The sequence below is a fragment of the Oscillatoria nigro-viridis PCC 7112 genome, from assembly GCF_000317475.1.
Classification (GTDB): Bacteria; Cyanobacteriota; Cyanobacteriia; order Cyanobacteriales; family Microcoleaceae; genus Microcoleus; species Microcoleus nigroviridis.
The window spans coordinates 38,918-65,496 of the sequence record NC_019764.1; the positions used below are offsets into that span (position 1 = coordinate 38,918).

18 protein-coding genes and 2 pseudogenes are annotated in these 26,579 nt (G+C 43.4%); 4 read left to right on the top strand and 16 right to left on the bottom strand.

Features of this window, described 5'->3' with window-relative positions; genetic code table 11:
- Nucleotides 1-122: 122 nt before the first annotated feature.
- Nucleotides 123-1,982 (bottom strand): type III secretion system chaperone family protein, encoded by a 1,860-nt coding sequence (locus OSC7112_RS36745; protein WP_015211843.1) that lies wholly within the window; start codon nt 1,980-1,982, stop codon nt 123-125.
- A 488-nt stretch (nt 1,983-2,470) separates the two neighbouring features.
- Between OSC7112_RS36745 and OSC7112_RS34030 the strand changes: the two genes are divergently transcribed.
- A complete protein-coding gene (locus OSC7112_RS34030; protein WP_015211844.1) occupies nt 2,471-3,091 on the top strand; it encodes a hypothetical protein in 621 nt (206 codons plus the stop codon).
- A 330-nt stretch (nt 3,092-3,421) separates the two neighbouring features.
- On the opposite strand, the gene OSC7112_RS34035 is transcribed toward OSC7112_RS34030, so the two are convergent.
- The 5 genes and pseudogenes from OSC7112_RS34035 to OSC7112_RS34055 all read right to left on the bottom strand — a co-directional run bounded on the left by OSC7112_RS34035 (nt 3,422) and on the right by OSC7112_RS34055 (nt 10,241).
- Complete coding sequence (locus tag OSC7112_RS34035; RefSeq protein WP_190274485.1) at nt 3,422-4,216, bottom strand: hypothetical protein; 795 nt, start codon at nt 4,214-4,216, stop codon at nt 3,422-3,424.
- Nucleotides 4,217-4,289: 73 nt separating this feature from the next.
- Entirely contained in the window at nt 4,290-4,769 is a 480-nt protein-coding gene (locus OSC7112_RS34040) for a hypothetical protein (RefSeq protein WP_015211847.1), read from the bottom strand.
- Nucleotides 4,770-4,792: 23 nt separating this feature from the next.
- Nucleotides 4,793-5,620: an AAR2 pre-mRNA splicing protein gene (locus OSC7112_RS34045; RefSeq protein WP_015211848.1), complete on the bottom strand. Its 828-nt coding sequence runs from the start codon at nt 5,618-5,620 to the stop codon at nt 4,793-4,795.
- A 163-nt stretch (nt 5,621-5,783) separates the two neighbouring features.
- Entirely contained in the window at nt 5,784-9,341 is a 3,558-nt protein-coding gene (locus OSC7112_RS34050) for an eCIS core domain-containing protein (protein WP_015211849.1), read from the bottom strand.
- Nucleotides 9,342-9,360: 19 nt separating this feature from the next.
- Nucleotides 9,361-10,241 (bottom strand): annotated as a pseudogene (locus tag OSC7112_RS34055) (ISAzo13 family transposase).
- Nucleotides 10,242-10,415: 174 nt separating this feature from the next.
- Between OSC7112_RS34055 and OSC7112_RS37630 the strand changes: the two are divergent.
- Nucleotides 10,416-11,371, top strand: a protein-coding gene (locus OSC7112_RS37630) for an IS630 family transposase (RefSeq protein ID WP_150111637.1) whose coding sequence is annotated in 2 segments (ribosomal slippage) — nt 10,416-10,758 and nt 10,758-11,371 — 957 coding nt in all. Because the reading frame shifts where the segments join, the coding sequence is not laid out codon by codon here.
- Between the two features lie 8 nt (nt 11,372-11,379).
- Here OSC7112_RS37630 and OSC7112_RS34070 read toward each other — a convergent pair.
- Nucleotides 11,380-11,706: pseudogene (locus OSC7112_RS34070) on the bottom strand (ISAzo13 family transposase); the annotation flags it as partial.
- Between the two features lie 61 nt (nt 11,707-11,767).
- On the bottom strand, nt 11,768-12,232 hold the full coding sequence (locus tag OSC7112_RS34075) for a hypothetical protein (protein ID WP_150111780.1): 465 nt from the start codon (nt 12,230-12,232) through the stop codon (nt 11,768-11,770).
- A 113-nt stretch (nt 12,233-12,345) separates the two neighbouring features.
- Between OSC7112_RS34075 and OSC7112_RS34080 the strand changes: the two genes are divergently transcribed.
- A complete protein-coding gene (locus tag OSC7112_RS34080; RefSeq protein WP_015211854.1) occupies nt 12,346-14,460 on the top strand; it encodes an ATP-binding protein in 2,115 nt (704 codons plus the stop codon).
- 131 nt (nt 14,461-14,591) lie between these two features.
- On the opposite strand, the gene OSC7112_RS34085 is transcribed toward OSC7112_RS34080, so the two are convergent.
- The 8 genes from OSC7112_RS34085 to OSC7112_RS34120 form a co-directional block, all read right to left on the bottom strand.
- Nucleotides 14,592-15,953 (bottom strand): hypothetical protein, encoded by a 1,362-nt coding sequence (locus OSC7112_RS34085; protein WP_015211855.1) that lies wholly within the window; start codon nt 15,951-15,953, stop codon nt 14,592-14,594.
- Nucleotides 15,954-15,962: 9 nt separating this feature from the next.
- Complete coding sequence (locus OSC7112_RS35045; protein ID WP_015211856.1) at nt 15,963-18,242, bottom strand: phage tail protein; 2,280 nt, start codon at nt 18,240-18,242, stop codon at nt 15,963-15,965.
- 17 nt (nt 18,243-18,259) lie between these two features.
- Nucleotides 18,260-19,459 (bottom strand): ISAzo13 family transposase, encoded by a 1,200-nt coding sequence (locus tag OSC7112_RS34095; protein WP_083888119.1) that lies wholly within the window; start codon nt 19,457-19,459, stop codon nt 18,260-18,262.
- Between the two features lie 65 nt (nt 19,460-19,524).
- Nucleotides 19,525-20,358: an eCIS core domain-containing protein gene (locus tag OSC7112_RS34100; protein ID WP_015211857.1), complete on the bottom strand. Its 834-nt coding sequence runs from the start codon at nt 20,356-20,358 to the stop codon at nt 19,525-19,527.
- A gap of 127 nt (nt 20,359-20,485) precedes the next feature.
- Nucleotides 20,486-21,010, bottom strand: coding sequence for a hypothetical protein (locus OSC7112_RS34105; RefSeq protein WP_015211858.1), 525 nt, complete (start codon nt 21,008-21,010; stop codon nt 20,486-20,488).
- Nucleotides 21,011-21,105: 95 nt separating this feature from the next.
- On the bottom strand, nt 21,106-21,537 hold the full coding sequence (locus OSC7112_RS34110) for a hypothetical protein (protein ID WP_015211859.1): 432 nt from the start codon (nt 21,535-21,537) through the stop codon (nt 21,106-21,108).
- Nucleotides 21,538-21,587: 50 nt separating this feature from the next.
- Entirely contained in the window at nt 21,588-21,749 is a 162-nt protein-coding gene (locus OSC7112_RS40585) for a hypothetical protein (RefSeq protein WP_190274486.1), read from the bottom strand.
- A 448-nt stretch (nt 21,750-22,197) separates the two neighbouring features.
- Entirely contained in the window at nt 22,198-23,397 is a 1,200-nt protein-coding gene (locus tag OSC7112_RS34120) for an ISAzo13 family transposase (RefSeq protein WP_083888119.1), read from the bottom strand.
- A 471-nt stretch (nt 23,398-23,868) separates the two neighbouring features.
- Between OSC7112_RS34120 and OSC7112_RS34125 the strand changes: the two genes are divergently transcribed.
- Nucleotides 23,869-26,265 carry an ATP-binding protein gene (locus tag OSC7112_RS34125; protein WP_190274487.1) on the top strand — a complete coding sequence of 799 codons (2,397 nt, stop codon included), beginning with the start codon at nt 23,869-23,871 and terminating at the stop codon, nt 26,263-26,265.
- Nucleotides 26,266-26,579: the final 314 nt, after the last annotated feature.

The window sequence follows — 26,579 nt, forward strand, 5'->3', positions numbered from 1 at the left end:
TTTTTTGCCTTCGTATATTTTACTGCAAGATTGGGTAGGAGCGATCGCTTGTTGGCTGGGGTGGATGTTGCAAATTGATACAACGCTGGTAAGTAAAGGGAGGTATGTGAATGCGATAACTCTCAGGTACTATTTTTTAGTTGTTCGAGGCAATAGGTCAATTGTTCTGTTAATTGTTCAATTTCAATTAAACATTCTATCTCTAATTTTGCGTCTACATAACTTGCGACAATTTGTGCTATTCGGGCTTCAATGCGATGGGCTAGTTTTTCGACAACCAATAATGTCGGAGTAATTGCTTGTCTAATTGATGGTGCGTTATTTTCCCCCCCTTCTATTAGTTGCGTGCTTCGTTCAAACAAATTCCAATAACGACGAATTAGGTTCGCTGTTTTTAAAGGTGTCTTGTTCTGATCGAAGAAGTTCTTGCTATCCGCAAAAATCGTTGAACCATCTGCGTTGAGTCTGGCTGTGAGTTGTTTTTCCAGTTTTGTCATAAGAGTTTTGGCTGCGAAGGGTTGTTTGGTATGTAACATCACCCTAACTCGATCGAAATCGGCTATTTCTTCTAAGGTTAACAGGGATAATATTTCGCCTATAGGTTTGGGTTTTTCTGACGGCGAATTAGTCGGTAATTGCTCGATATTATTGACAGGAGTAGCTGCCTGTGGTAAAGGAGGAAAAGAATTGTTGTTGAGGTTTGGTTTTGGCTCGTCGGGAAGTATAACGGTGCTGGGGGGAGTATTTTTAATCTCTACTGGTTGCGAGCGAGCATCGGGTGAGGGGGGATTTTCTAGTGGGGATTCATTACGGGCGGGAGCACCGTCCGATTGCGTTGTTGGTGGGGATTCTATGGATGCGATCGCATCTTTTACTTCCACATCGCCATCGATAACAGATAAAATTCCTGGCAAGTATTCATCCATCATCATCACGTTGGCATAAACCAACTGTTTTATCTGGGTAGAAGCCAGCGTCGAACCCGATATATCGATGCTGGTTTTGTAGCGAATTTCACCGGTTGCAAAGTCTAGTTCAAAATTGCCAATAATCGTGCCATAATTAGCTCTCGTGATGAATTCTGCAATAGCTAAGCGTTTCGATTCCGGCACGCTAACCGGGCAAATAGAGTAAAAGACAAATTGCGTTTTTTCGGTTCTTGCTTTGGCGTAGCAAGTCCATTTTCCATTTTTACCTGCGAATAACGCGCGCAAAACAGGCTCGCCGTCAATTTTGACAAAAGGCCAGTCATCTGAGGCGAAAAACTCGATCAGAGCGGACAAAATATCGCGCTCGGTTTCAGAAGAACTAGATGCGGCTAATTCTTCAAAACTTTTGCCGATCGACTCTATTGTCCCAGCAATACTTTCCTCGTTAATATTTGAGAAGTTCGCATCTACCCATTCTTCAAATTCTTTAGTTACTTCTAGCAGTGCTTGAGAAATTGTTTCGCCATTCATTGACAGAAGATTCGCTTCAGCACAATCTTTAAAAAAACTCACGATCGCATCGTTAACTTTTTCGTTATTGATGTTGCCGACAGTCATTGCTTCTAGATTGAGATAATCCCAGAAGGTGCGATAGCTGGTTTCGCGTTGCTTTACTTGCAAAGCCAACCAATTTTTAGTAAATAACAGTGAGTTGTCTTGTTGTTCACTGAGGGTTTTGAGGTAAGTTGGTATGTCGGCGATTGGCGTTATTAATTCAGGTTTTAAACACGCTATAATTTCAATGGGGGAGTCGCTGGTAAATTCTGTACCCGTGAGGGAACATCGCAATTCTGGTTTGAGATTGAATAGCGATTCTGTGTCGATGCGTTGGTAGGTTTCAGGAGTTACTTGAAAAGTGAGGCGCGACTCGATCGGTCGGCGGTCTTGTGTAGTTATGCTGAGAGTTAAGGCGTGGATGGTTAGAGGAGATTGGGAGGAATCTCGCAGGGTAAATTCGGTGTCTAGTTGGTAAGTTTCGGTTTGAGTTGTCATGGGCAGTCATTCCTACAAGGAGTCTCAATCAATATATCACCAACTTTCTCAAACAACCAATCTCGATCGGCGATCTGTTATGGATTCTACAGATTATAAGTTTTTCTAATGACCCCTCCAAAACTTTAGGGTAGCTCTGCACCATGAGTTGTTTTTGCTTTCACCAGCGTATCAGTGCGGTTCTGATTTAGAAAAGTAGTTTGTTAGCTTGCGTTGTACTACTTCTCCAAAAAGCTGCTACAATATAAACTTACAATAAATATAGCGATCGCAATTTAACTACTCCGGTCGCTGTTGCACGAATTTGGAGAAACTGTATTACTTGAGGGCGATCCAGTATAACATTAACTTGCTCGGCTCAGTTGACAAACTACACAAGTTTCAATACTGCTAGGGCTAACTGCCATAGCGTTCGTCTAGATAAGTTTTTAATTTCTGCCCCTCTTGATACAAAATTGGAATTCCACCATTGAGCATCTTATCAAATTATGAAAAATCGATCGTATTTCTTCGATCTAGAGCTTTTCAATATCACTGAAATTATTGAAGAGCTATCAGCCACTGGAGCAGTTTCCATTCCCCTTCTCCAGGAAAAACCAAGGCTAGCTTTACTCCAAGAAACGAAGCTTTTCAGCTTTACCCCAGAACATGGCGTATTTGGCAAAGGAGAAAACACTGTTGTCAAAGCTTTTAGTTCCTTCGAGAGTTTCTCACCTCACTCACTTTATCTGAAGCTAGTAGCTGCTTTTCAAACTCTGATAGCTAATAAGTTAGCGGACTTATCTTTTTATCCCTTCAGTTCTGTGCTTGATTTCAATTCGGCGGTGCTCCAATGCTATCAGCCAGGGAAACTGGGTATTTCACCCCATCGAGATTGGCGTAGTGCTATTAATTTAGTATGTATTTTTAATATTGATGGAATAGGAGATTTTTATTTATGTAGCGATCGTCAAGGAACTAATGCTGTTAAGATCGCTACAAAACCAGGCAATATCATTTTCTTAAGGGCACCGGGCTTTCTAAGCTCTGAAAATCGCCCCTTCCATTATGTTGCCAACATTCGCTCAATGCGATACTCTTTTAGTTTAAGGCAGAGAATTAGTAGTTAAGTCAATAATATCGCGTCCGATCGATCGATTGCAAAACGTGACGGTGTTATAAAGTGTTATCATCGCTTGAACGATCGCCATCGCTAGGTATCGCTCCTTTGATTTTATAGTTCGGGTTGCAAAATTCCGAGTCTATATCTAACATTCTTGGAGTCTCGGATTGATTCTTTTCAATATGTTTTCGTAGCTAGCTCCTGTTTTGGGAATCGAACTCCATTATAATTTGAGAGCGATCGGTCAACCGTTTATTTTTGGAAGATGTCTATTAAATAAGCGATTTTGTGAGTGAAGTTATTAAGCTACTCGCCAGCGACTGTTGCTGTTGCTGATTCATCCAAAGTTCCCGTAGCGTTCGTCCAGGTATTTTTTTAATTTCCTTCCCTGGGAGACTAAATAGGGAATTTCACCATTGAGCATCTTTTCTTGCAAAAGTCTAGCTGCATTAACAAGCGGATCGTTGGCGGGGAGTAAGGAATCGTCCAATGAGTTAAATTGTGATATCAAATCATCTGCTATGACATTGACCAACTCAGGAGCTTTGGCTAGGCTAGCTATGTCAGCATTGCAAGTAGCTTCTACTAGATAACTCCAACGGTTGAACGCTTCTACATCTGTAGCCGGACAATCTAAGTCTGAAACATACCAGCGAATAAAAGCGAACTGAAACTCACTCATAAAGGAGAGGGAACTACCTTTATGAGTTTCAAACACTTCTCTTTCCCAGTCGAGTTGAGATGGTTGACTGGGGCTAAGGTGTTGTGGTGAGGTATGAAGAGTGACAGGAAAATATTTGCGATCGATGTGGCACGTGAGTAATCCCCAACTGCCCCATTTTTTATGGTCGTAAGGTATCATGTGGTTTTTTAGTAATCCAACGGATAGTAGCTCCTGATACTGAGCTGTACCCACTGGATCGCGATCTTCAAACTCTTGACTCCTTGCCCTGAGCATCTTCACTACCACTTGATCTGATTTGACGTAGCACCAAAAACCTGGGTAATTGTTTTGAGTTTTTACGTTAATGTAATGAAGTCCGTAGGGAACTTCTCGAAATCCCGCGAATTTGTCATCAATAGGGGTAGATAAAAAATCTATCCGCGCCTGGTATGGGGGTACATTTAGCATAATAATGTAAGAGTAATCATACATAACGATCGTCAACTCCTTCAACTTTAACTTCTGTCTGAATTTTATCCCTTTACTCTGATTTTGGCTGGTTAAGCAAAGAAGGGATTCTAGCCAGCACTTTTATAGCTAGCTCTTTCCAGCTTGACTGCATTACCTCTAAGTCTAAATTTTGACCTTTTCTTAAGTCTTTACTGACAACTCCTGCCGCTTGAACAGCTTGGGACACTTTTTCTTGAGGAGTTCCATCGCTTGCCTTTTTGACGAATTCCATTTCCAAATCGGCTACAATACTTTTTGCAGATGTGTGACTCAGGTCAAAAGCTACACCCGCGTCCTTAAAACTCTTATCGAGTTCGTTCAAAGCCTCTATGGCACGGTGACCGTATTTGGCAAATAAAAGACCAACTCGGTCTAATTTGCGCGCTTTTTGTCTTTCTTTGCTAACGTTGTGGAACAGGTGTTCGTAGTGCTGAATGTGTTGCAGTTTATAACCGATCTGCATCATTAATGATTGCAGATATTCAATTCGCAGAATTATGTAAGCAGACATAACAGTTCCTCAGCGCAGCTAAATTATCGTTCTTCTAGATAATTTGCAAACTCGCACCCTTTCTCCGCCACTTCTTCAATTTCTGAATCAATCATGTCTTCAGCAAGATATGTGGCTTGACTGATAATAAAACTGTCAGGTGTAAATATGGCGTCATCCAAACAGTCGAACTGCAACATTAGCAAATCGATTGATTTGACAAAGAGAGCCGGAGCTTTGGAGATACCGCGATCGCCTGCATTGTATAGAGCTTGCAAAAGGTGACGCCATCGATTTAATGCTTCGATGTCTCGCTCGTCGATGAACCAACGGATAAAAGCAAACTGGAGCTCTGCTAGGAAAGCATTTATATCACCGTCGTGGGTATCAAATAAGGCTTGCTCAAAACGGGTTTTTTGCTGCTTTCCCATCCAATCGGCAAGCTCCTCCGAACGTAAGTTATCTGGAGGATTGATAGATTCTTCTTGATGGAGAGTTGGGGGGAAATCAGCCGCATTGATGTGGTTAGTCAGTTGCTCCCATATTGTCCAACAATTACGATCGTAGGCGATTAAAGCTTGGCTCATTGCTCCACCTAATGCTAATTGTTGATACCGAGCAGTGGTTTCTGGTTCATCATCCTCAAATTGCTGTAAAGAAGAGTTAAAAATTTTAACTATAGCTTCATTTGGTTGCAAGTAACACCAAAAACCTTTATGTTCTCCATCAACTTCCACGCTGGCATAATGAACGCCAGCCGGAACCAACTGAAATCCACGAAATCCACCTTCAATATCAGAAAAGAATACATCTATTCGTGCTTCCTTTTTGGGCACATCGCGCAAAATAATAAACCCATACTCTGTTTCCATTAGCATTTATCCTTGAATATGTATTTTTAAGTGTTTGTCCCTTTTAGTTAGTGAACTTGGGTGCTATTGTGTATTGACTATTAGTCTAAGAAGGGACAGTTCGATACAGGGACAAGGAGGAGAACAGAGAAAATTGTTCTCCGAGAGCTTGTCCTTCCTTAAACTAATAGCCTGTATATTTATTCCTCATTCGCTTCCGGACTTCAGCGTTTATTGTCAGGTTCAATTCCAACACCTCTTTTCTCAGACTTTCTTTGGAGGTATATCCCTCTTTTGCTGCCACAGTCACAGCATCTTCCGATTTTTGTTGAGCTATCGACTTTTGCTCATTTTCTTTGTACTTCCCTTTGTAATCGTTCTTTTCTTTCTTAATATCCATCAGTGTTAGGCTCATTTTCAGCATACTTGTGTTTTTTGATGGCGGATTGAAATCCTTTAATTTGATTTTGCTCGCTCCGTAACAGATCCGTTCCAGGTACTTGCCACTTTTCCAGAAAGCGGTGCCTAAGTCTTCATTATGTTCGATTTGTTCTACAAAAAAGCCAGTGTTCTCATTGATTGACTCCAAGTACCGCTCAATCCGAAGAGGCAACTTCAAGTCTAGCTGTTGGTTAAGCACGACTGCCTCGACAGCTCCTCCTGTATGATAGGCTTCGTTCGCAAACACAAGAGCGATGCTACGCATTTTTTGCAAATTTAAGGTCAGTTGGTTTAGTTTAGTTTTCTCATCCTCAGTATTATTCCATTGCCTCTTGGTTTTCTCAATTTCAGTTAATATTTTCTCAACTTCGTCAAGATAATCCTCATAGAGTCGATTGTTAGCTTGCATCTCAGCGTCCAGATTTTTATCCTTAATCTCCTGGACGCGCTTTTCGAGATATTCGAGTTGCTGAGCGGGTATTTTGCCCTTGCTTCGCCGATCGAATCCCTTGACTTGCTTATTGAAGCCCTCACCAATAATTTCCACCTCTTCATTGTTATTAACCAGAATTCTAGAGTCCAACTTCCTTTGAGCATCTTTGTATATCTGATTAGCTTCTCGGAGACGACGTTTGGTTTCTACCTTAACCGCCACGTCCTTTTTGTCATCAAAGAGATTCAGCATATATTTTGTATAATCATGCCATTCTTGGTCTGTCATAAACCGTCGTATCTTTATTAAAGACATCACGTCCAGTGTAGCCACATAGGCTTTTTCTGACCCTTTTGTCAGTTGCTCTTGCGTTTCAGATTGATTGTCCTTTTGAAGTTTTCGTGCTTCACGTCTGATCTGCGACTTCTTCTGAGCTATTTGCAGGATTAGCGCTCTTTTTTGGCCTGGAGGAGCATTCTCTAGTTGTTTTTTCAGTTGATTTAACTCTTTTATTTTAAGCTCTCCTACCCCTGGCGGCATATGACCAGTTGTATAGACATTCGTATCGAAAACGGTGCCAGACTCCTTACCCCACTCAAGGCGGAAGAGCCTATTAAATTCTTTCACTGCTTGGATTTCGACTGTGCTGTTTTTTCCTGCATCGAAAGTGACATCGTAATCTGAAGTAAGCTCATCGCTTCCTGCGATTAAAGAGTTGAAATCTGCGTTCAAGTTTTGTTTAACCAAAGCGGTTATACGAGCAACTTCCTGTTTGCGGTAGTCAGTGATTCTCTTCATCGTGGTTGTATCTTTGAGGTATCGTTTCTTTACCTCTTTCCAGATACTGCCTGCTGCTTTAACTAACTCTTCTGGCGATTTACCATCAAGTGACTCCTGTTTCTCGACTTTCTCTGTCTCTTTTTCAGGGTTAATAGAGTTTTTTTCTGCTTTCTTTGCTCCTGACGCCTCTTCTAGGGGACTGGCAACGTAAGCATAATCCCAAGTTTCCTTGTTATCAGCCACTGTAATTGACTTGAAAACAGGGTTTTCTGCTTTGACTTTCGCCGCAACTTTCTGGGCATCTTCTTTGGCGATCGCATCATTTTTCAGATAGCGAGCTTGCTCTTGGTGAAGCTGCTCCAACCCTACCGTAACCTTTCTGTCGTGTTCTAAATCGGAAGTTTCAGAAACTTGAGAGTCTCGATCGTCCTTACTGTCAAGGATACTCTTATCCTTATTGCCCTTGACCTTCTCTTTCAGAAATACATCCTTAGCCTTCAGCAGCACCCCATCAATAGCCCCATCAACCCTAACGCGCACCTTCTTGACAATTTCCTGCACCTTAGTGGCCAAACCGTTAATTCCCAACAGCGAAGCCATAAAACCGATCGCTACCGGTATGCTGCGCGCCAGGGCATTCTCTACCATTGATGCCGCACCGCCGACGGAACCCGATGCCACAGCCGCCACTGCCCCGGTTGCCGCTTGTGCCAGCTCTACCACCGAGCTGGCTCTTTGGGTAAAGAATGTCACGATGTCGTAAATAGCGAATGCTGCTTTCACCAAACCCGAAGCTGGATTTAGCAAACTCATCATCCATTTGATACCGGCTTGGATTACTTGGGTGGCGATGGTATTTTTGATTTGGTCGATCGTCGTTTCCTTGAGGTCGTCGAACCGAGCTGCTGCTTGTTCCCACAGTCCCATCGGTCCTTTAGCCAGCATCTGGAAGATTTCTGAGCTCTTCTCCATCCGGGCAACCGTTCGTTCCCCGAATTGCTTGACTGCTTTTGTGCGAATGTAATCCCAGGTTACTCCCAGCACTTGAGTTACCATGCTGAACGCACCCTTGAGGCTGAACACATCCTCCGGTATCTGAATGCCCATCGGCCCGAGGGTTCCTGTCAGCCAGCCCATCAAGCCTGTTTGCAAGTGGGTGTTGACGTTGGCGTAAAAGTTGCCGAATCCTTGCCTCAAACCCGCGACTAAATTGCCCAGGAAGCCTACTGGATCTTTGACGATCGACCAAATTACGCCCCCCGCACCGGATAATACTGACTGCAGCTTGCCTGCAATTGCTTTGACCTGACCTAACTGCTCGAACATCCCAAAACCGTTTTGCTTCTCTGGTGCGTTGGCGTTTTCGGCTTTTTCCGGTTGGGGTGCTGCTGGTGGGGTGGTTTTTTGTTCCGGTTGGGAAGGGGTGGTTTTCTCGCTCTCAGGCGGTGATTTTTCTGGTTCCGGGAGCGTTTTGGTGGGAGTATCGAGAGAGGGTGGTGCGATCGAGTTGCCCTGGAACGTTTCTTTGTTCGATCTCAGACTGACTGTTGGCGAAGCTGATAGCTGTTTGCCCCCTGTTTGCTGGATGGTGTGAGTCAGTTCGTGGGCCGTCAATTCATTGCTGCCCGGAGATTTTCCAGCCCCGTAGTAAATATCGCTGCCACGAGCAAATGCCTGAGCTCCCAACTCTTTGTTCATTTGCACGGCATTCGAGTCGGAGTGTACTTTAACGTTGCTGAAATCTGCCCCAAACCGCGGCTCCATAAAACCGCGCACTTCTTGGGGTAAAGGGCTGCCTCCACCCTGCGAATCAGCGAGGCGGCTTTCGATGCTCTTGCTTGCTTGAATGCTGCCGTCGGCTGCTTGTCGCGTCCCCGACTTCATCTGGATTTCTGCTTCCTCTCCAGTCGCCGAGCGTTGCACCGCAGGAGCGTGCGAATTTGTTGGAGAATTTGGCTCGCTTCCGTTTGAGAGGGGATTTTGGCGTTGAATCGATTCTTGTACGGCGGACTCTGGCATTGCCATGACTTTCGCTGCCATGCTGTCGGCTTCTTGTTCGTAGGGATCTCCCGGCTTAGAGACCTCCACAAAAAGAATGATCCAATAGCTATGTGGGTTTAGCGAAAATTTCTACAAACCATTTGTGAAGATTGGGGAGACGATGAATCTGGGTTTCAATTTCTGCCATAGCTAACTCCGAAAGTTTAACTCCTGTGGAGTAAATTGTTTCTACCAATGTCACCACTGGATTTTTATCCTTAAATGTGAGAGTTTTGGCGAAATTTACAACAGTCTCAACAGTGTCAAGTAAACTACCATTCCAATGCTTTTCTAACCAACCAAAACAACGTTCTATTGGGTTATATTTACTATGATAGGGCGGATAATAAGCTAATTGTAACGTCAGTTGAGATTGTTGGGAAAAATCTAAAATTCGTTTCATAAACTGAGTACGACGAGAATGATTTTCCGGTCCATTATCCTGATTGATGACCAATTTTTGAATGTGACTAAAACGGTGTTTAACAGTTTGCCACCAACTTTCAAGTAAGTCAACTATACAATCAGCCGTCAACTTAGAAGTAACGAAGAATAAAAATAGCTCATTGTACTCAGGCAGAAAAATACCATAGGGAATCACACTTGATTGAGTCGAAAAATCGTGGTCAACTGCAATAGTTGGCGTCCGATTTTTACCACCTCTATCAAATTCTCCAATCTTGACGGAAGCTTTGGCATCAATGGAAATTCGGAGAGTATTTGGGTTATTATCGGCTGCTGTATTGACTTGTTCAAGTTGTTCAAAAATGGCTGAGGTCTCGGGGATTTTTTGACTGGTTTAGTTTTCAAAACTCGTTTTAAGGTATAACCCAAATCATTCAATCTTCTTCTAATTGTTTCGGCGCTCGGTAGTTCTTCATCACTATAACCAAATTGTTTAATTAATTGACGACGGACTTCATTGGCAGTCATGCGCGTATATAGCATTTATCAGAAAGATGAGGTATGATATAACTGACTTGAACGGAGTGAAAAATATAGAACCCCAAAATGTTATGCAGCTCTAATTAAATGGAGCGCGAGCGAACAATCGCTCGACCCACAGCAGTCACTCGAATGACAAATATCAAGGATTTTAGTAAGTATCACACATTAGTAAAAATGAAAACTTATTCGATTGATTTTAGACAAAAAATTATGGATGTGTACCATAATGAACCGCTGTCACAAAGAGCAATAGCTAACCGTTTTTGTGTGGCCCTAAGTTTCGTCCAAAAATTGGTTAAGCAGTATCGTGAGACCCAAAACATTGCTCCTCGAACTGAGCGATGCGGAGTCAAATTGAAACTCAATGCAGAACAACTACTGATTTTAGCCGAATTGATTGAAGAAAATAATGATGCAACTCTCGAAGAACTCCGTTATTTACTGTACCAGAAAATTGGTTTTACCATCAGCGTGGCAACGATGGGAAGAATGGCAAAACTCTTAAACATGACTTTTAAAAAAAAACTCTCTTTCCGAGCGCGAAAGGCACTGACCGAGTTCAGGGTCTGCGATATGAGTTCTGGCAAAAAGTCCGAGAAGTTTGTTTTAAAGACTTAATATTCATTGATGAATCAGGAGTCAACTTAGCAATGGTTAGGTTATATGCTCGTTCTCTAAAAGGTTCAAGGGCTCGGGGACAAAAACCAAATAAACGGGGGAAAAATGTCTCAATAATTGGAGCTATATCAGTCAATGAAGTCCTAACATCAGTCAACTTAATAGGTACAACTGATACAATTACATTTGAGGCTTTTATCATCCGAAAGCTCGTACCAAAACTCTGGAAAGGTGCTTGTGTAGTGATGGACAATTGTACTATTCACACAAGCGAAGAAATAGAAAAAGCCATCAAAAGTCAAGGGGCAAAAATAATATACTTATCACCATATTCGCCCGACTTCTCACCAATTGAACATTTATGGTCAAAACTCAAAAACATTCTCCGTTCTATCAAGACGACTAATTACCGAGAATTAGCAAAAGCGATAGAGTTTGCCTTCAATCAAGTTACATTATCCGATATGAGGAATTGGTTTACTCACTGCTGTTATTGTACCTCATCTTTATGAGAAACGCTATATAATCGTGTACTCTTAAAGCTAGGATCAGTTTGACTGTGTGGGTCTACTAACGATGTAATATCTTTCAATAAGTTGGGTAATTTTGTTTCAACCCGCTTTCGTCCACTGCGCTTGAAACCATCGACAATTGGCTCACCACTTTTCAATTCTTTCATCCCTTTACGGATGGTCCGTCTATTCCATCCTAACTCCCGTTCTACTAACGTTTGTCCACCTATTCCTAAATCTTTGACTACCGATGCCATGAATTGTCGTCTGTCTGTCCCCTTGAGTTTTTTAGCTGTTTCGATGTAAAGAGATTTGGCGTGTTCGGTCAGTTTCATGATAGATTTTAGAGACATAAGATAGGCTGCACACTGAAATTATATTTTGACTATTATAGGATCAATCATTCTGTGGCGTTCTCTTACCGACTGTCAGTTTTGTTTGTACCTGTTCTTCTGAGTCCGATTCTGGCTGTTCTAGAGCTTCGAGTTGAACGGACGAAGCATTTTGGTCCGAGCGAGCTGGGGCAGAGTCTGCCGCCTTTGTTTGTACCTGTTCCTCTGCTTCCGATTCTGGCTGTTCTAGCGATTCGAGTTGAACGGACGAAGCATTTTGGTCCGAGCGAGCTGGGGCGGAGTTTTCCGCCTCTTTGCGCTCAAAGCCTTGCATGGTTCTCATGACCAAATCGCTTTGCAGCCACTGTGCCGTTGTCATAGGACTGAGCTTTGCGGAAATTTCAGGCACGCGCGAAGCTGAAGGCTCCTTTAATTTCCGTTCGATCGAGACAGCGCTGTTTTCTCTGGAAGCTGGAGTCGATGAGGCGGATTTCTGTACTCGATCGAAGCTCATATCTGCTCCTGACAAAGGTATTGCAGTTAGATTCGATTAGTATAATACTTGAGATTTAGCTTTTTGCTGCGATCGGTTAACAAAACTTCAGAGAAAATTGAGTCGCAACCTACCCCCCACATCATGCCATGAACGCCAACACGATCGATAACTGGTCATCTGGTAACTATCGCTACCTGATAGCGTCGGCTGCTGGAGTACGCTTAGTATTAGAAAATTTTGTTGCACGACGGCAAGATGAGTCGCGATCGAGCGAAGAAGCCGCCATTCAAGCAGCAATTGAGGTCGCCGAAACCCTGCTTCCGAAACCATCAGCCCTGCAACAGCTCTGTCGCGAATTTAAACTATCAGATTTTGAGCGTAATGTGTTGCTGCTATGCGTTGCTACAGAGTTAGATCCTTGTTTTGCCGATTTGTGCGCCCAAGCTCAGGAATCTGCGGCACTGAGTTACCCTACATTTAATCTGGCAATGTCAGCTTTGAGTATGCCTCATTGGGATGCTATTTCTCCAGATAGTCCGTTACGCTACTGGCAGTTAATTGAAGTAGTGCGCCATCGAGAAACTCTCAGCAGCAGCCAGTTGCAAATTAACGAGCGAATTTTGCACTATTTAATGGGAGTAGATTGTTTGGATGCAGCATTTAAAGGTATTATCGAACCAGTGTCTATTAGTAGTGGAAAAATGGTGCGATCGCCCAGCCTGTCGTTAACTCAATCGCACTTCACGCTAGCATCCCAAATAGCAGGAATTTGGACGGAGAACAGAGTCCGCCAGTCAAGCAATTTTGCTTTTGACTCATTACCAATTACCGCTCGCCCGCTACCGATCGTACAATTATGCGGCAGTGAAGTAGCATCTAAAACCGAAATTGCGCTCGCTGCCTGTGAACTAGCCAATCTGAAATTAGCAGCCGTATCTACCGCTGTAATTCCGACCGTTACCGCCGAATTGAACGAGTTAATATTACTGTGGCAGAGAGAAGCGAAGCTGAATCAATATGCTTTGCTATTAGACTGCGATGAAATGGAACTCCAAGACGCAGCTAAAGAAAATGCTATCGCTCAATTTATTGCCAAGATTTCCAGTCCGTTAATTATCGCAACGCTCGATCGGCGCAGAGCCTCAAGAAATCCTTTCATTACTTTTGATGTCAATCCTCCCACAAAACAAGAACAACTAGAAATCTGGCAAAATGCTTTGGGAAAAATCGCTCCAATTCTCAACGGACAAGTAGAATTATTAGTAGAACAATTCAACCTCAATGCTCCAACAATTTATGCTGTTTGTGATGAAGCGATCGGTTTTACTTCAGAAATAGTCGGAACGGATTTTACAGATAAGTTGGCCCCACAGGAAACAATTAAGATCGATCGGTCTGCCGCCATCCAAAATCGATTGTGGGACACCTGTCGCGCTCAATCCCGTCCACAATTAGATGACTTAGCGCAACGCATTTTACCCGCTGCAAGTTGGGACGATTTAGTATTACCAGCAACAGCGCACAATACCTTGCAAGAAATTGCCGCTCACGTCAGACAGCGCACCAAAGTTTACGGACAATGGGGATTTGCTAGTAAAGGAGGGCGGGGTTTGGGAATTAGCGCTTTATTTGCCGGAATGTCTGGCACTGGAAAAACGATGTCAGCAGAGGTATTAGCAACAGAATTGCAACTGGATCTTTACCGGATTGACTTAAGTTCTGTAGTTAGCAAATATATCGGCGAAACTGAGAAGAATTTGCGCCGGGTTTTCGATGCTGCTGAAGGTGGAGCGACAATTTTGTTATTTGACGAAGCTGACGCGATTTTTGGCAAACGTTCGGATGTTAAAGACAGTCACGATCGCTATGCTAATATGGAAGTTAGCTATCTGTTGCAGCGGATGGAATCCTACCAAGGTTTAGCTATTTTAACGACAAATTTAAAAGATTCTTTAGATACAGCTTTTCTGCGCCGCATTAGATTTGTAGTGAAGTATGCTTTTCCAGATACTAAGGAGCGGGCTGAAATTTGGCGACGAGTTTTCCCGAAAAATACGCCGACAGAGAGTTTAGATTTTGCCAGATTAGGACGGTTAAATGTAGCAGGTGGAAATATTCGCAATATTGCCTTGAATGCAGCTTTTATGGCTGCTGAGGCTGGGGAAGCGGTGATGATGAAACATTTATTAACAGCAACTAAGGCTGAGTATATTAAGTTGGAGAGAACTTTAACCGATGAGGAAATTAAAGGTTGGGTGTAACTGAGACCTTGCAGCAATTCCAGAAACCGGGTTTTTGGCTCATACTCTGCATAAAAGCGACTATTTTTCGTCAAAAACCCGGTTTCTTGCGAGCTTATTGAGAATGATGCAAGATGTCAGGTGTAATTAAGTTACTCTACTCGATCGGTAAGCAAAATCAAATAGTCTGCCAAATTTTCAGGTGCGGCATCTGTGAGAGCTGTCTGGAGCAATTTTCTAGACACACGCCCATTTACAGATAGAAGGAATGGACGCAGGTCTTGTTGCTGGCGAACTATTTTTCCGATTAGTAATACAGCTATTTCAGGAGTCTTAATGACTATATCGCCAGCCTTCTCAAACAACCAATCCCGGTCAGTGAGAAACAGTGCAATAATTGTTGACTCGCCACAGCCAGGACGGAGTGCTTCTCGTCTTAAAGTCTCACGGGCTAAAACATCACCAGTTTTCGCTCGCTCTGCCAATGCGCGAGCAAGTTGGAACTGTAGATCCCCTGAAAGCTCTTGTGGATCTGCTTCTACTCCAATAAACAATGGCGATCGCAATTCAAATGCTTCTGACAAAATATTACCGTCCGGTACGTCAGGGCGTTGCTGAAAAAATTGGATAGCGCCACTGCGAACTCGAACATCCTCATCCATAACAAGAGCTGCAATTAACTCCGCCAGCTTGGCTTGGTTTTGTGCAGGTTCAATATCGTCAAAAGCTCTCGCTAACTGAGCAGCTCCAGTATCTACTCCAAAAAGACCGGGTTGCTCTGAGTGGAAGATGATACAAAGCTCATCTTTTGAAGGAACTCCTTGACTCCACTCAAGAGTGTCAGGTGAAATAGAGTGCAAATTTAGTGTTGCTGGGGGCGGATTTGAGTTCAAAGCTTTCCTCCAGGTAATAGCGCCTCCCTGCTGGTACAAATAATCCCGCAGCCCGTCCAAACCAAAGACAAAATTTGGAAACTCAGTGTTCTCAATCAGCGTGCGGAGCTGCCAATTCCGATCCGGCAGAATGCGTATAGATAGTTGAAAGTGAGGAGCTTCACCGAGGGCGACTCTAGCACGCCGAATAAATTCCTGCTGAATTCTCTCTGAGTTCCCAACAGCACTTGCAAATTCAGATACCGTGAGTGCGTTAGTTTCATGACGAGGATCGTAATAGCCACTTTCAGCCGACAGATCGAGCTTGTCAATACCAACAGGAAATCGGTTAGAAAAGGCAGATAGAATAGGAATGTCTTCATTAAGCTCGACTCTAATTAACCAGCCAATCGGCCAGCGATCCTTCCACTCAAGCTCATCAGGATAATCGGAATAGAAATTACTGCGAAAAGGAACAATACTCCATTGAGTTGGCAGGAGGTTGATTCCCAAAGCGCGAAGGCAATGGGAAATCCAATCTATTGTTCCGTCTTTCAAAATGCCAACCTCTGTTGGTGTTACATCGAATTCCAAGACACGTGGTGCGATCGCGTAGGGATTCCATAAATTAAATGCGTCCATGCCTGTCTCCTATGGGTTATCATCTGGTCCTCTAAAATTAGGGCCAACTTCGGGGTTGTATGCTGGTGCGTTACGCGAGCCATCACTGCTGTTATTTTTGTGTGCAACCAACCTCATGTTGCTGGTTTCATTATAGAAATCGGCTCGCTTATCTTGTTTTTGGTTATGCCCTCCATTATCCGTGTTCCAGTGTCTTGATACTCCTGGACTTATATGATCTATTGTTACATTTGTTGCCAAATTTGAGACATTAATTGGTTCAAACTTTCCGGTCATTTCATCTTTAAAATGACCGGAAGGTGCACCTATTTTTAGGGTAGCTAATCGTGTCTTCTTCCATTGCTCCACGTTAGACCGATATGAATTTGGGTAGAACCAGGTCCGAACCTTATTGCGATACTCTTGTTTCAGCCTAGTTTTTCCATCTGAATCTTGCTCTGCATATTTCGAGGGATGTCCTAGAAACTCCAGGTCGCTAATGCCAAATTCGGCACCAAGACCTGTAAGCACTGTGGCAATGGTTTCCAGCATTTGTAGATATTCGTATCGGATTTGTCGCTCCTTTTGAGAGTTTCCATCATTAGCTTCCCAAACCCACTGCATACTCGCAAGCTTTGCCTGGATCTGTTTCAAAGGATTAAGTAATTTAGGGCGACGCGCTCCTTGCTCCTCTTGTTGGATCGCTCTTCGGACTTTATTCTCAAGAACGTCACGCCTGCCAGTCGCCATCTCAACTTTGGGGGTTTTAGGTTTCTTAGCTTCAAAGTAAAGGTGATGTGCCTCTGAGACCATTGTGAAAGCCTTTTCAAGTTTGACTTCACCATTAGAGCTTCTCCCATTGTTATTTCCCTGCGTTGATGTATCCGGTTTATTTTTCCCTCCACCTCCAGCAAGCAAACTCTTACCCTTCTCGACAATAAAATTCGCCAACTTATTTAAGGCATTTTCTACCTTGTCCTGAATCTTCTTAATGACATTCTTAATCTGCTCGCTCACCCCGGACAACCCAATCAATCGCGCCAAGAAACCGATCGTCACGGGCAGAGAGCGCCCCATCGTTTGTTCCACATAATTAGCCGCACCAGCCACATTTCCTTTAGCTATATTCCCGATCGAACTAAATACCGCTTCAGCCAGCGCTGCTATCTGCGACCCCCGCTCGACAAAGAACATGACAGTGTTGTAAATTGCCATCGCTGCCTGTATAATTGCCCCCGCCGGATTAAACATGGAAATCAGCTTAGCGATCGCAGCGGTAATTACCTTCGACATCACCCATTCTTTAATCGAACCGATTACTGTTTCTTGCAGGTTGCCAGTAAATTCCGCTATTTTCTGCCAAGCTGCTGCTAACCCACCCGTAACGATCGTCCTGAGAAAATCAAATGCTTTCTCCAGGCGCGCTACTTTCTGTTCGCCAATTTTATTAGTTAATTTCCCCCGCAATCTTGCATAAGTTGCTCCCATTACTTGCAGGACAATAGAAACAATTCCTTTGGTATCTAACTGTGCGGGAACTGTTAAACCCGCACCCGTTAATGCACCCAACAACCAACCTGTCAAGCCATTTTTTAAGTGAGTTGCAATATTGCCGGAAAACTTCTGGAAGCCTCCGCGCAGCGCCGAAACGAGGTGGCCGCAAAAGCTTACGGGGTCTTTGATAATGCTGCCAAATACGCCGCCCGCTTGCCGAAGGATTCCCATTACCTTTCCACTAGCACCGCCTGCCATATTTAGGAAGCCTTCAAAGGCAATTTCCATTACTTTTGTCCCCGCAGCGGCGGCCAAATTCTTGATGCGTGCGAGCGGTTCGAGGATAATGTTTTTAATCTTGGCAAACGCGCCAATAGGATTGAGCGCATCTCCGATTCCTAAGGAGCTTAAAGCTTTGCCAAACAGGGTTTTAATTGCGTTGAAAGTGAGATTCAGTTTGGCAATTTCTCCGTTAAACCAACTAAAAGCTTTCTGTAATGCTCCTGATTGTTGTAAGTTATTAAAAATCTTATCGCCGTTTGGTACTAGACCGAGCAGGGCGCGAATTAGGCTGGCTGGCGTGCGCTCTACGGGTCGATTGCTAATCGGGTCTTTTCCTAAAATTAATGTCAGGATTGAGTAACCTGGAAGCTGGCTGGCAAATCCGGCTAATGCTGCTGCGATTTTTTCGCTCGGGTTGCCGATTCCTAGAAAGCCTCCTTGGATGCGCTCCCTTGTGGTACTTACTGTTAATGGCTGGCGTTGGATGCTTTCTTGATTGTTAAAGGAAGAAGAATTAGTAAGAGACCTCCACAAAAAGAATGATCCAATAGCTATGTGGGTTTAGCGAAAATTTCTACAAACCATTTGTGAAGATTGGGGAGACGATGAATCTGGGTTTCAATTTCTGCCATAGCTAACTCCGAAAGTTTAACTCCTGTGGAGTAAATTGTTTCTACCAATGTCACCACTGGATTTTTATCCTTAAATGTGAGAGTTTTGGCGAAATTTACAACAGTCTCAACAGTGTCAAGTAAACTACCATTCCAATGCTTTTCTAACCAACCAAAACAACGTTCTATTGGGTTATATTTACTATGATAGGGCGGATAATAAGCTAATTGTAACGTCAGTTGAGATTGTTGGGAAAAATCTAAAATTCGTTTCATAAACTGAGTACGACGAGAATGATTTTCCGGTCCATTATCCTGATTGATGACCAATTTTTGAATGTGACTAAAACGGTGTTTAACAGTTTGCCACCAACTTTCAAGTAAGTCAACTATACAATCAGCCGTCAACTTAGAAGTAACGAAGAATAAAAATAGCTCATTGTACTCAGGCAGAAAAATACCATAGGGAATCACACTTGATTGAGTCGAAAAATCGTGGTCAACTGCAATAGTTGGCGTCCGATTTTTACCACCTCTATCAAATTCTCCAATCTTGACGGAAGCTTTGGCATCAATGGAAATTCGGAGAGTATTTGGGTTATTATCGGCTGCTGTATTGACTTGTTCAAGTTGTTCAAAAATGGCTGAGGTCTCGGGGATTTTTTTGACTGGTTTAGTTTTCAAAACTCGTTTTAAGGTATAACCCAAATCATTCAATCTTCTTCTAATTGTTTCGGCGCTCGGTAGTTCTTCATCACTATAACCAAATTGTTTAATTAATTGACGACGGACTTCATTGGCAGTCATGCGCGTATATAATCGTGTACTCTTAAAGCTAGGATCAGTTTGACTGTGTGGGTCTACTAACGATGTAATATCTTTCAATAAGTTGGGTAATTTTGTTTCAACCCGCTTTCGTCCACTGCGCTTGAAACCATCGACAATTGGCTCACCACTTTTCAATTCTTTCATCCCTTTACGGATGGTCCGTCTATTCCATCCTAACTCCCGTTCTACTAACGTTTGTCCACCTATTCCTAAATCTTTGACTACCGATGCCATGAATTGTCGTCTGTCTGTCCCCTTGAGTTTTTTAGCTGTTTCGATGTAAAGAGATTTGGCGTGTTCGGTCAGTTTCATGATAGATTTTAGAGACATAAGATAGGCTGCACACTGAAATTATATTTTGACTATTATAGGATCAATCATTCTGTGGCGTTCTCTAATGGCGCGGCTGATTCGCCCGCGACCACTTTAGCCGCCACAGCATCGGCATGATTCTCATACTTATCCCCTACCTTCCCCACACCGCCAGCAAGCTGCACCTTTCCTGATGCTTGCTGCACGACGTGGGCCGCTTCGTGGGCTGCTAATTCCAGAGAGGGTTGCTCTTTAAACGCAATCTGATTCCCACTGGCATAAGCCTGTGCCCCTATCTGCTGGCAAGCTGTCGCTGCCTCGCCACCGATGTATGCTTGTACATCAGAAAGGTCAACTCCAAAGGACTGCTGGAGCTGGTTTTGATGGGGTAAAGATGTGGAACTTCCGCTAAAACCTTTTGCCGCTACCTGCTGGATCTTAGATTCAGATGATTTTTCTCCGGGCTGCTTTTGCTGTTGGAAGATTTGCCTCACCGTCGGGTTGTTTGCCAGAATTCTCATCATCACCGGGTCTTGCTGCATCGCATCTGATGGTTCTGGCGAGCGATCGACTAGCGACTGTTCTGCTGGGGCTGCTGGGGCTGTTTGTTTTTGGACTGCATCGTTACTATCTTTGTCCTGCGTTGCAACACCTGGCTGGGAATACTGTTGGAAGATTTGCCTCACTACCGGGTTGTTTGCCAGAATTCTCATCATTACTGGGTCTTGCTGCATCGCATATGATGGCTCTGGCGAGCGATCGACCAGCGACTGTTGTGGCTGCGATGCCGGGGCTGTTTTCTTTTGAACGGTTTTGGGTGGCTCGTCGTTCGAGGGAGTATCGCGCTTAGTGAAGGTCGGACTCCAACTGGAGGTTCTTTGTATTCTTTGGTGTTCCATAGAATTTCCTCGATCGAGTGTTAATTCTCGGTCTTGTGCGAATTCTGTGCAATCCTGTATTTTTTAATCTTATAGAACCCTTTTGAGAACGCACGTAATGAGCCGTGATCCCCGATCGATTTTTTATTTAAGACGCTAGCTCTATCGAATCTATTGTTAGCATGCAGGGCGCAACTATCATCGCTTGCACTTCTGGAGGTTCAGGAGTTCTTGGAACCATTTTACCAACTACCACAACTTGTTTTTTGTCATATCGGGCAATTTCTTGTGCAGATCTGATGGCTTCAGGATGCCACATTGCGTGAAGAAATACAGCCGTGCGATCGGCCAAGATTATAACAACGATACCTCGATATACAGGTGGCGGTACTGGTCGTTGTCTTGCATCTATTTGAGTGTACTTTCCTATGACACGTACTTGTTTACCCCTGGTTCTTGCTTCTATTTTTTTATCTATTTCATCATCATCCCCGGAGCCATAGGGTGGGCGAGGAAAATTTGACTCTATGTCAGATTGATTCAAAATCGTTGGCAATCTTGTTATCACGTTTTCTCCTCTGATTAAATTTGAGAAATCACCAGGCTTACCTTGGCAGCCCGATATTTTTATAGTTACAGCAAGCAAAACCGACAATAAAAGTATCGCTTTCATTCTCATCAATTCCTGACGCTACCATAGCGGTTACATGACAGCCATTATTGCTACAGATCGAGGACTAGCACAAGAGAAGATTGAATTTTTATCCCTTACTCCTGCGTCCAAAAGTCAATAGAGTCGATCGTTAGCATACAAGGCCCAACTAGATGTGCCACAGCGTTTGGAGACTCAGGAGAGTCCGGCACGAATCTACCAACTACCACAACAAGTCGATCGTTATACCAGGCAATTTCTTGTGCAGGTCTGATGGCTTCAGGATGACAAGTTGGGTGTAGAAAGACTGCCGCTCGCTCTGCCGTGTCCTCGGCCAACATTAAAGCAACGATACCTTCATACACGGGTGGCGGTTCCTGTCGTCGTCTCGCATCTATTTGAGTGTACTTTCCTATTACACGCACCAGTTTGCCTTTTTTTCGGGCTTCTGCTCGTTTGTTTATTTCATCATCATCCACTGCCTCATATGGATTAGGAAAATTTCTATATATGTCAGAGCGATTCAAAATCGTTGGCATTTCTGTCATTGTATTTTCTCCTTGCAAAAGTGACACGCTCCCCAGATAAGCTTAGTACACTAGCCCATAAACTTCCGACAAGTATAAATAACATCATACTCACCATTTGGCTTTTTCTTAAGCACCAATACATGAACAAACGCACCTACCGACGACTTTTGTCGGTTTACCCATTCAATGTCTTGTGACAGCTCGGCAATAGCGTATCTACTCAGTGGCATAGTAACACTCTGCGATAGCTTGAATTGTCCATCCGGGTAGGTTCGTTGAATCACCGAGTCCAAGTTGAGGTGTGCTTCTTCGCTAAAACCCAAAACTCGAAAAAGAGAGCTACATTTAACAACCTCGTCCTGCTCCAATTGAAAGCTCGTAAAGTAGAACCAAGCCCAGAATTTGTTACTGTTTAACAACCTGTAACAGAGGATAATAAATATCAGTAACAAGCTCGATATAAGCGCAGTTTTAGACAACATTTTTCGCATTATTACTAAATCAATTATGCACAAAAAATAGAACAAGGAACCGAAAAAATAGCCTCTAATCAGGAATTAAGGCATCATTTCCTGGCTAAAAGGGGTATAGCCAGGTTTGTAATCTTGTGGCCTTACTGGACGCTGAAACTCTCGATAGCTGTACTTAGAGACCTCCACAAAAAGAATGATCCAATAGCTATGTGGGTTTAGCGAAAATTTCTACAAACCATTTGTGAAGATTGGGGAGACGATGAATCTGGGTTTCAATTTCTGCCATAGCTAACTCCGAAAGTTTAACTCCTGTGGAGTAAATTGTTTCTACCAATGTCACCACTGGATTTTTATCCTTAAATGTGAGAGTTTTGGCGAAATTTACAACAGTCTCAACAGTGTCAAGTAAACTACCATTCCAATGCTTTTCTAACCAACCAAAACAACGTTCTATTGGGTTATATTTACTATGATAGGGCGGATAATAAGCTAATTGTAACGTCAGTTGAGATTGTTGGGAAAAATCTAAAATTCGTTTCATAAACTGAGTACGACGAGAATGATTTTCCGGTCCATTATCCTGATTGATGACCAATTTTTGAATGTGACTAAAACGGTGTTTAACAGTTTGCCACCAACTTTCAAGTAAGTCAACTATACAATCAGCCGTCAACTTAGAAGTAACGAAGAATAAAAATAGCTCATTGTACTCAGGCAGAAAAATACCATAGGGAATCACACTTGATTGAGTCGAAAAATCGTGGTCAACTGCAATAGTTGGCGTCCGATTTTTACCACCTCTATCAAATTCTCCAATCTTGACGGAAGCTTTGGCATCAATGGAAATTCGGAGAGTATTTGGGTTATTATCGGCTGCTGTATTGACTTGTTCAAGTTGTTCAAAAATGGCTGAGGTCTCGGGGATTTTTTTGACTGGTTTAGTTTTCAAAACTCGTTTTAAGGTATAACCCAAATCATTCAATCTTCTTCTAATTGTTTCGGCGCTCGGTAGTTCTTCATCACTATAACCAAATTGTTTAATTAATTGACGACGGACTTCATTGGCAGTCATGCGCGTATATAATCGTGTACTCTTAAAGCTAGGATCAGTTTGACTGTGTGGGTCTACTAACGATGTAATATCTTTCAATAAGTTGGGTAATTTTGTTTCAACCCGCTTTCGTCCACTGCGCTTGAAACCATCGACAATTGGCTCACCACTTTTCAATTCTTTCATCCCTTTACGGATGGTCCGTCTATTCCATCCTAACTCCCGTTCTACTAACGTTTGTCCACCTATTCCTAAATCTTTGACTACCGATGCCATGAATTGTCGTCTGTCTGTCCCCTTGAGTTTTTTAGCTGTTTCGATGTAAAGAGATTTGGCGTGTTCGGTCAGTTTCATGATAGATTTTAGAGACATAAGATAGGCTGCACACTGAAATTATATTTTGACTATTATAGGATCAATCATTCTGTGGCGTTCTCTTATGGCTTTTGACTGATTTTTATTGGTTTGGAGCGGCGCTATTAATAGGATTTAGTCAAACAGCCCGCGCGAGAGCGAGCGGGGATGGTGAGTGAGGAGGGGAAAACTTTTCTACTTCCCGCTCAACGCTTCGCTTTAGTTATGAGTTGTGAATTGACCTTTCAAATATTTGTTTGTGAAGCAGTTTAGCAGTAATACCTTCCAAAAATAACGTTTTTTTCCTCATTTACTACTTCCTTTTTTCAACCAATGTTCAGCCCAAAAAGCTCTGTTCAAAAAAAGTCTGCCCTCCCGCTGCGCGTTGTCCTTACAGTCCCCAACGCTCTTTTGATTTCAACTTTACTATGTCTGACGGGATGGCTTTCTTTTCAAACAGGGCGACAGACGATGAACGACTTGGTTGCACAGCTATTGGGAGAAGCAACGAGCCGCATCTGGGACCGCCTTGACAACTACTTAAAAGAAGGAGTTCTTGACAACTACTTAAAAGAAGGGGTTCTTGACAACTACTTAAAAGAAGAGGTTGGGGTTGCCAAAGGAGAAAAGAATTACAATAAAATTCAAACTGGTTCGGTGAACCAACTTTCTCCAAGTCAAACAGCCGGAGTCACAATCAAACCAAATGGGAAAAGAAATGGGTCAGACTCTCCAAAAACAATATTGCCTCAACAAAAAACAAATTCTGCTTTTCCCACCCCAACCTCAACGTTCAACTTGCACGATTTCCACATCAGCCCTAACTGTCAAGTCTTTATCTTAGACCGATCGGGACATTTAGTTGCTCGGAACAAGGTAACTGAACCAAAACCGTCTATTTCTGTTGACTCCCAGCAGCGAGTTCGCACCCAAGCTCTGCAACAAAAAGTAATCCGGCTTTCAACAGAGTATTTGCTTAAACATTATGGCAGCCTCGCTGCTATTAACAGCAGCCAAAATCTTAACTTTACTGCCAGCAACTCTAGATACTTACTGCAAGTCAGACCTTTTGAAAACTCTTCAAGCTTAAACTGGCTGATTGTAGCAGTTGTCCCTGAAACCGACTTCACCGGCAAAGTTCAGGCCAACACCCGCAACACTATTTTGCTCGTGCTACTGGCTTTGGTTCTTTCTATCTGCCTTTTGCTGTCCATTTCCCTAAGAATAGAACAGCGGCTGCTGCGGTTAATTTCGGCAACAGAGGCGATAGCTGGTGGCGACTTCGACTCAACAGTTTCGGGTAGTGGCGTTGCCGAACTCGAAGCCCTAGCTTGTGCTTTCGAGCGCATGAATTCCCAGTTAAAAGCATCTCGCCAGCGGTTAAAAGAATATTCTGGCGATTTAAAGCGGCAAGTTGCACAGAAAACGAAGGAATTAAAACAAGCTAAAATTGCAGCCGAAAGTGCCAATCGCGCTAAAAGTACCTTTCTGGCCAATATGAGCCACGAATTGAGAACGCCTCTGAATGCGATTATCGGCTTTGCTCACCTCCTTGTGCACTCTAAAAAAACTGCACCGGAACAGCAGTCGAGTTTAGATATTATCAATCGCAGTGGCGAGCATTTGTTGAAACTAATCAACGATATTTTGTCGCTATCTAAGATTGAAGCTGGTCAAATTACCCTCGAATCAAATGCTTTTGACCTGTACAGTTTGCTCAATGATATAGAAGGGATGTTCCAACTCAAAACTCAATCTAAAGGATTGCAACTTGTTTTTGAACGCAGTTCAGATGTACCGCAATACGTCCGAACTGATGAAAGCAAGCTGCGCCAAGTTTTGATTAATCTGTTGGGTAATGCTGTTAAATTTGCTGGGGCGGGTAGGGTGAAGCTGACTGTAAAATGCCTCCAGTTGCTGGCAAAAAAACCGCTATCCAAATTCTTTCTCCAGTTCTCTGTGAAGGATACAGGCCCAGGCATTGCCCCTGACGAGGTTAGCCGTTTGTTTAAGCCGTTCGTGCAAACTGAAGCTGGCCGGAAATCGCAAACGGGGACGGGCTTGGGATTGCCAATCAGTAGCTCTTTCGTGAAGCTGATGGGTGGTGAGATTAAGGTCAAAAGTTCTGTGGGGAAAGGAACGGTTTTTAGTTTTTACGTTAAAGTCTGTCATGCTACTGAGAGCGAAGTTTATGACAGACTGCCGCAAAAACGAGTGCAGGGGTTGGCACCTAACCAACAAATTTATCGCATTCTGGTAGCGGATGATGAGTCGGCAAATCGGTTGTTGTTAACTCAAATATTGAAGTCGGCTGGTTTTGTTGTGCGGTTCGCGGATAACGGAACCCTGGCTGTTAAATTGTGGCGAAAGTACAAGCCGCATTTAATTTGGATGGATTTGAGGATGCCTGTTCTGGACGGCTTTCAAGCTGTTCAACAAATTCGAGCTCTGCCTAACGGTTCTAATACTAAGATTATTGCTTTGAGCGCTAATGCTTTTGTTAAAACCCAGGAACTTGCCTTGTCGAATGGCTTTGATGATTTTGTTGCCAAACCGTTCCGAGAGGCGGTAATTTTTGAGAAGATGGCGCTTCATTTGGATGTTCGCTATATCTATGAAGAGGAGTCGTCTAGGAAGTCCGAACGGGATGAGCCTGCCCAGCAACTGACTCCTGAGTCGCTGTCTGTGTTGCCGAGGGAGTTGATTGAGAAGCTTTACAAAGCAGCCGCTTGTGGAGATGAGCAAGCGGTAAGGCTATTGATTGAGGGAATTCCCCTGTCCGAGAAGCAAATTGCTGCGGCTCTGACTAAATTAGTTGACAATATGAGCTTAGATATTATCAGCGATTTGACTCAACAAAACCTTTAAACGAACTTCATCCAAGTCCAAGATTATGGGTAGGGACTGCGCTCAACATCTCTAGTTCAATGCTAACTGCGATAGTTCAATGCTATAGCAATCCCGCCCGACGGCTGTTGACATTCTAGAGCGCTCAAACCGTTACTATTATTCCCTCGGACGAATGCCTTGGAGCCTTGGAGCTTTCTGCAGAATGCTATAACTGCGATAGTTCACCGCTAACTGCGATCGCAGTTATCAGAGGCGGTTCTCAAAGTTCTTTCAAAGATTAGCCTACAATAAGCCGCAGTCCACTAAGATTGTTTAATCAACACGTTGAGTGA

Bases quoted from the DNA above. Each gene is read 5' to 3' on its own strand.
- OSC7112_RS36745 (WP_015211843.1), bottom strand. From the start codon at position 1,982: ATGACAACTCAAACCGAAACTTACCAACTAGACACCGAATTTACCCTG.
- OSC7112_RS34030 (WP_015211844.1), top strand. From the start codon at position 2,471: ATGAAAAATCGATCGTATTTCTTCGATCTAGAGCTTTTCAATATCACT.
- OSC7112_RS34035 (WP_190274485.1), bottom strand. From the start codon at position 4,216: ATGCTAAATGTACCCCCATACCAGGCGCGGATAGATTTTTTATCTACC.
- OSC7112_RS34040 (WP_015211847.1), bottom strand. From the start codon at position 4,769: ATGTCTGCTTACATAATTCTGCGAATTGAATATCTGCAATCATTAATG.
- OSC7112_RS34045 (WP_015211848.1), bottom strand. From the start codon at position 5,620: ATGGAAACAGAGTATGGGTTTATTATTTTGCGCGATGTGCCCAAAAAG.
- OSC7112_RS34080 (WP_015211854.1), top strand. From the start codon at position 12,346: ATGAACGCCAACACGATCGATAACTGGTCATCTGGTAACTATCGCTAC.
- OSC7112_RS34085 (WP_015211855.1), bottom strand. From the start codon at position 15,953: ATGGACGCATTTAATTTATGGAATCCCTACGCGATCGCACCACGTGTC.
- OSC7112_RS34095 (WP_083888119.1), bottom strand. From the start codon at position 19,459: ATGAAACTGACCGAACACGCCAAATCTCTTTACATCGAAACAGCTAAA.
- OSC7112_RS34100 (WP_015211857.1), bottom strand. From the start codon at position 20,358: ATGGAACACCAAAGAATACAAAGAACCTCCAGTTGGAGTCCGACCTTC.
- OSC7112_RS34105 (WP_015211858.1), bottom strand. From the start codon at position 21,010: ATGAAAGCGATACTTTTATTGTCGGTTTTGCTTGCTGTAACTATAAAA.
- OSC7112_RS34110 (WP_015211859.1), bottom strand. From the start codon at position 21,537: ATGACAGAAATGCCAACGATTTTGAATCGCTCTGACATATATAGAAAT.
- OSC7112_RS40585 (WP_190274486.1), bottom strand. From the start codon at position 21,749: ATGCCACTGAGTAGATACGCTATTGCCGAGCTGTCACAAGACATTGAA.
- OSC7112_RS34120 (WP_083888119.1), bottom strand. From the start codon at position 23,397: ATGAAACTGACCGAACACGCCAAATCTCTTTACATCGAAACAGCTAAA.
- OSC7112_RS34125 (WP_190274487.1), top strand. From the start codon at position 23,869: ATGAACGACTTGGTTGCACAGCTATTGGGAGAAGCAACGAGCCGCATC.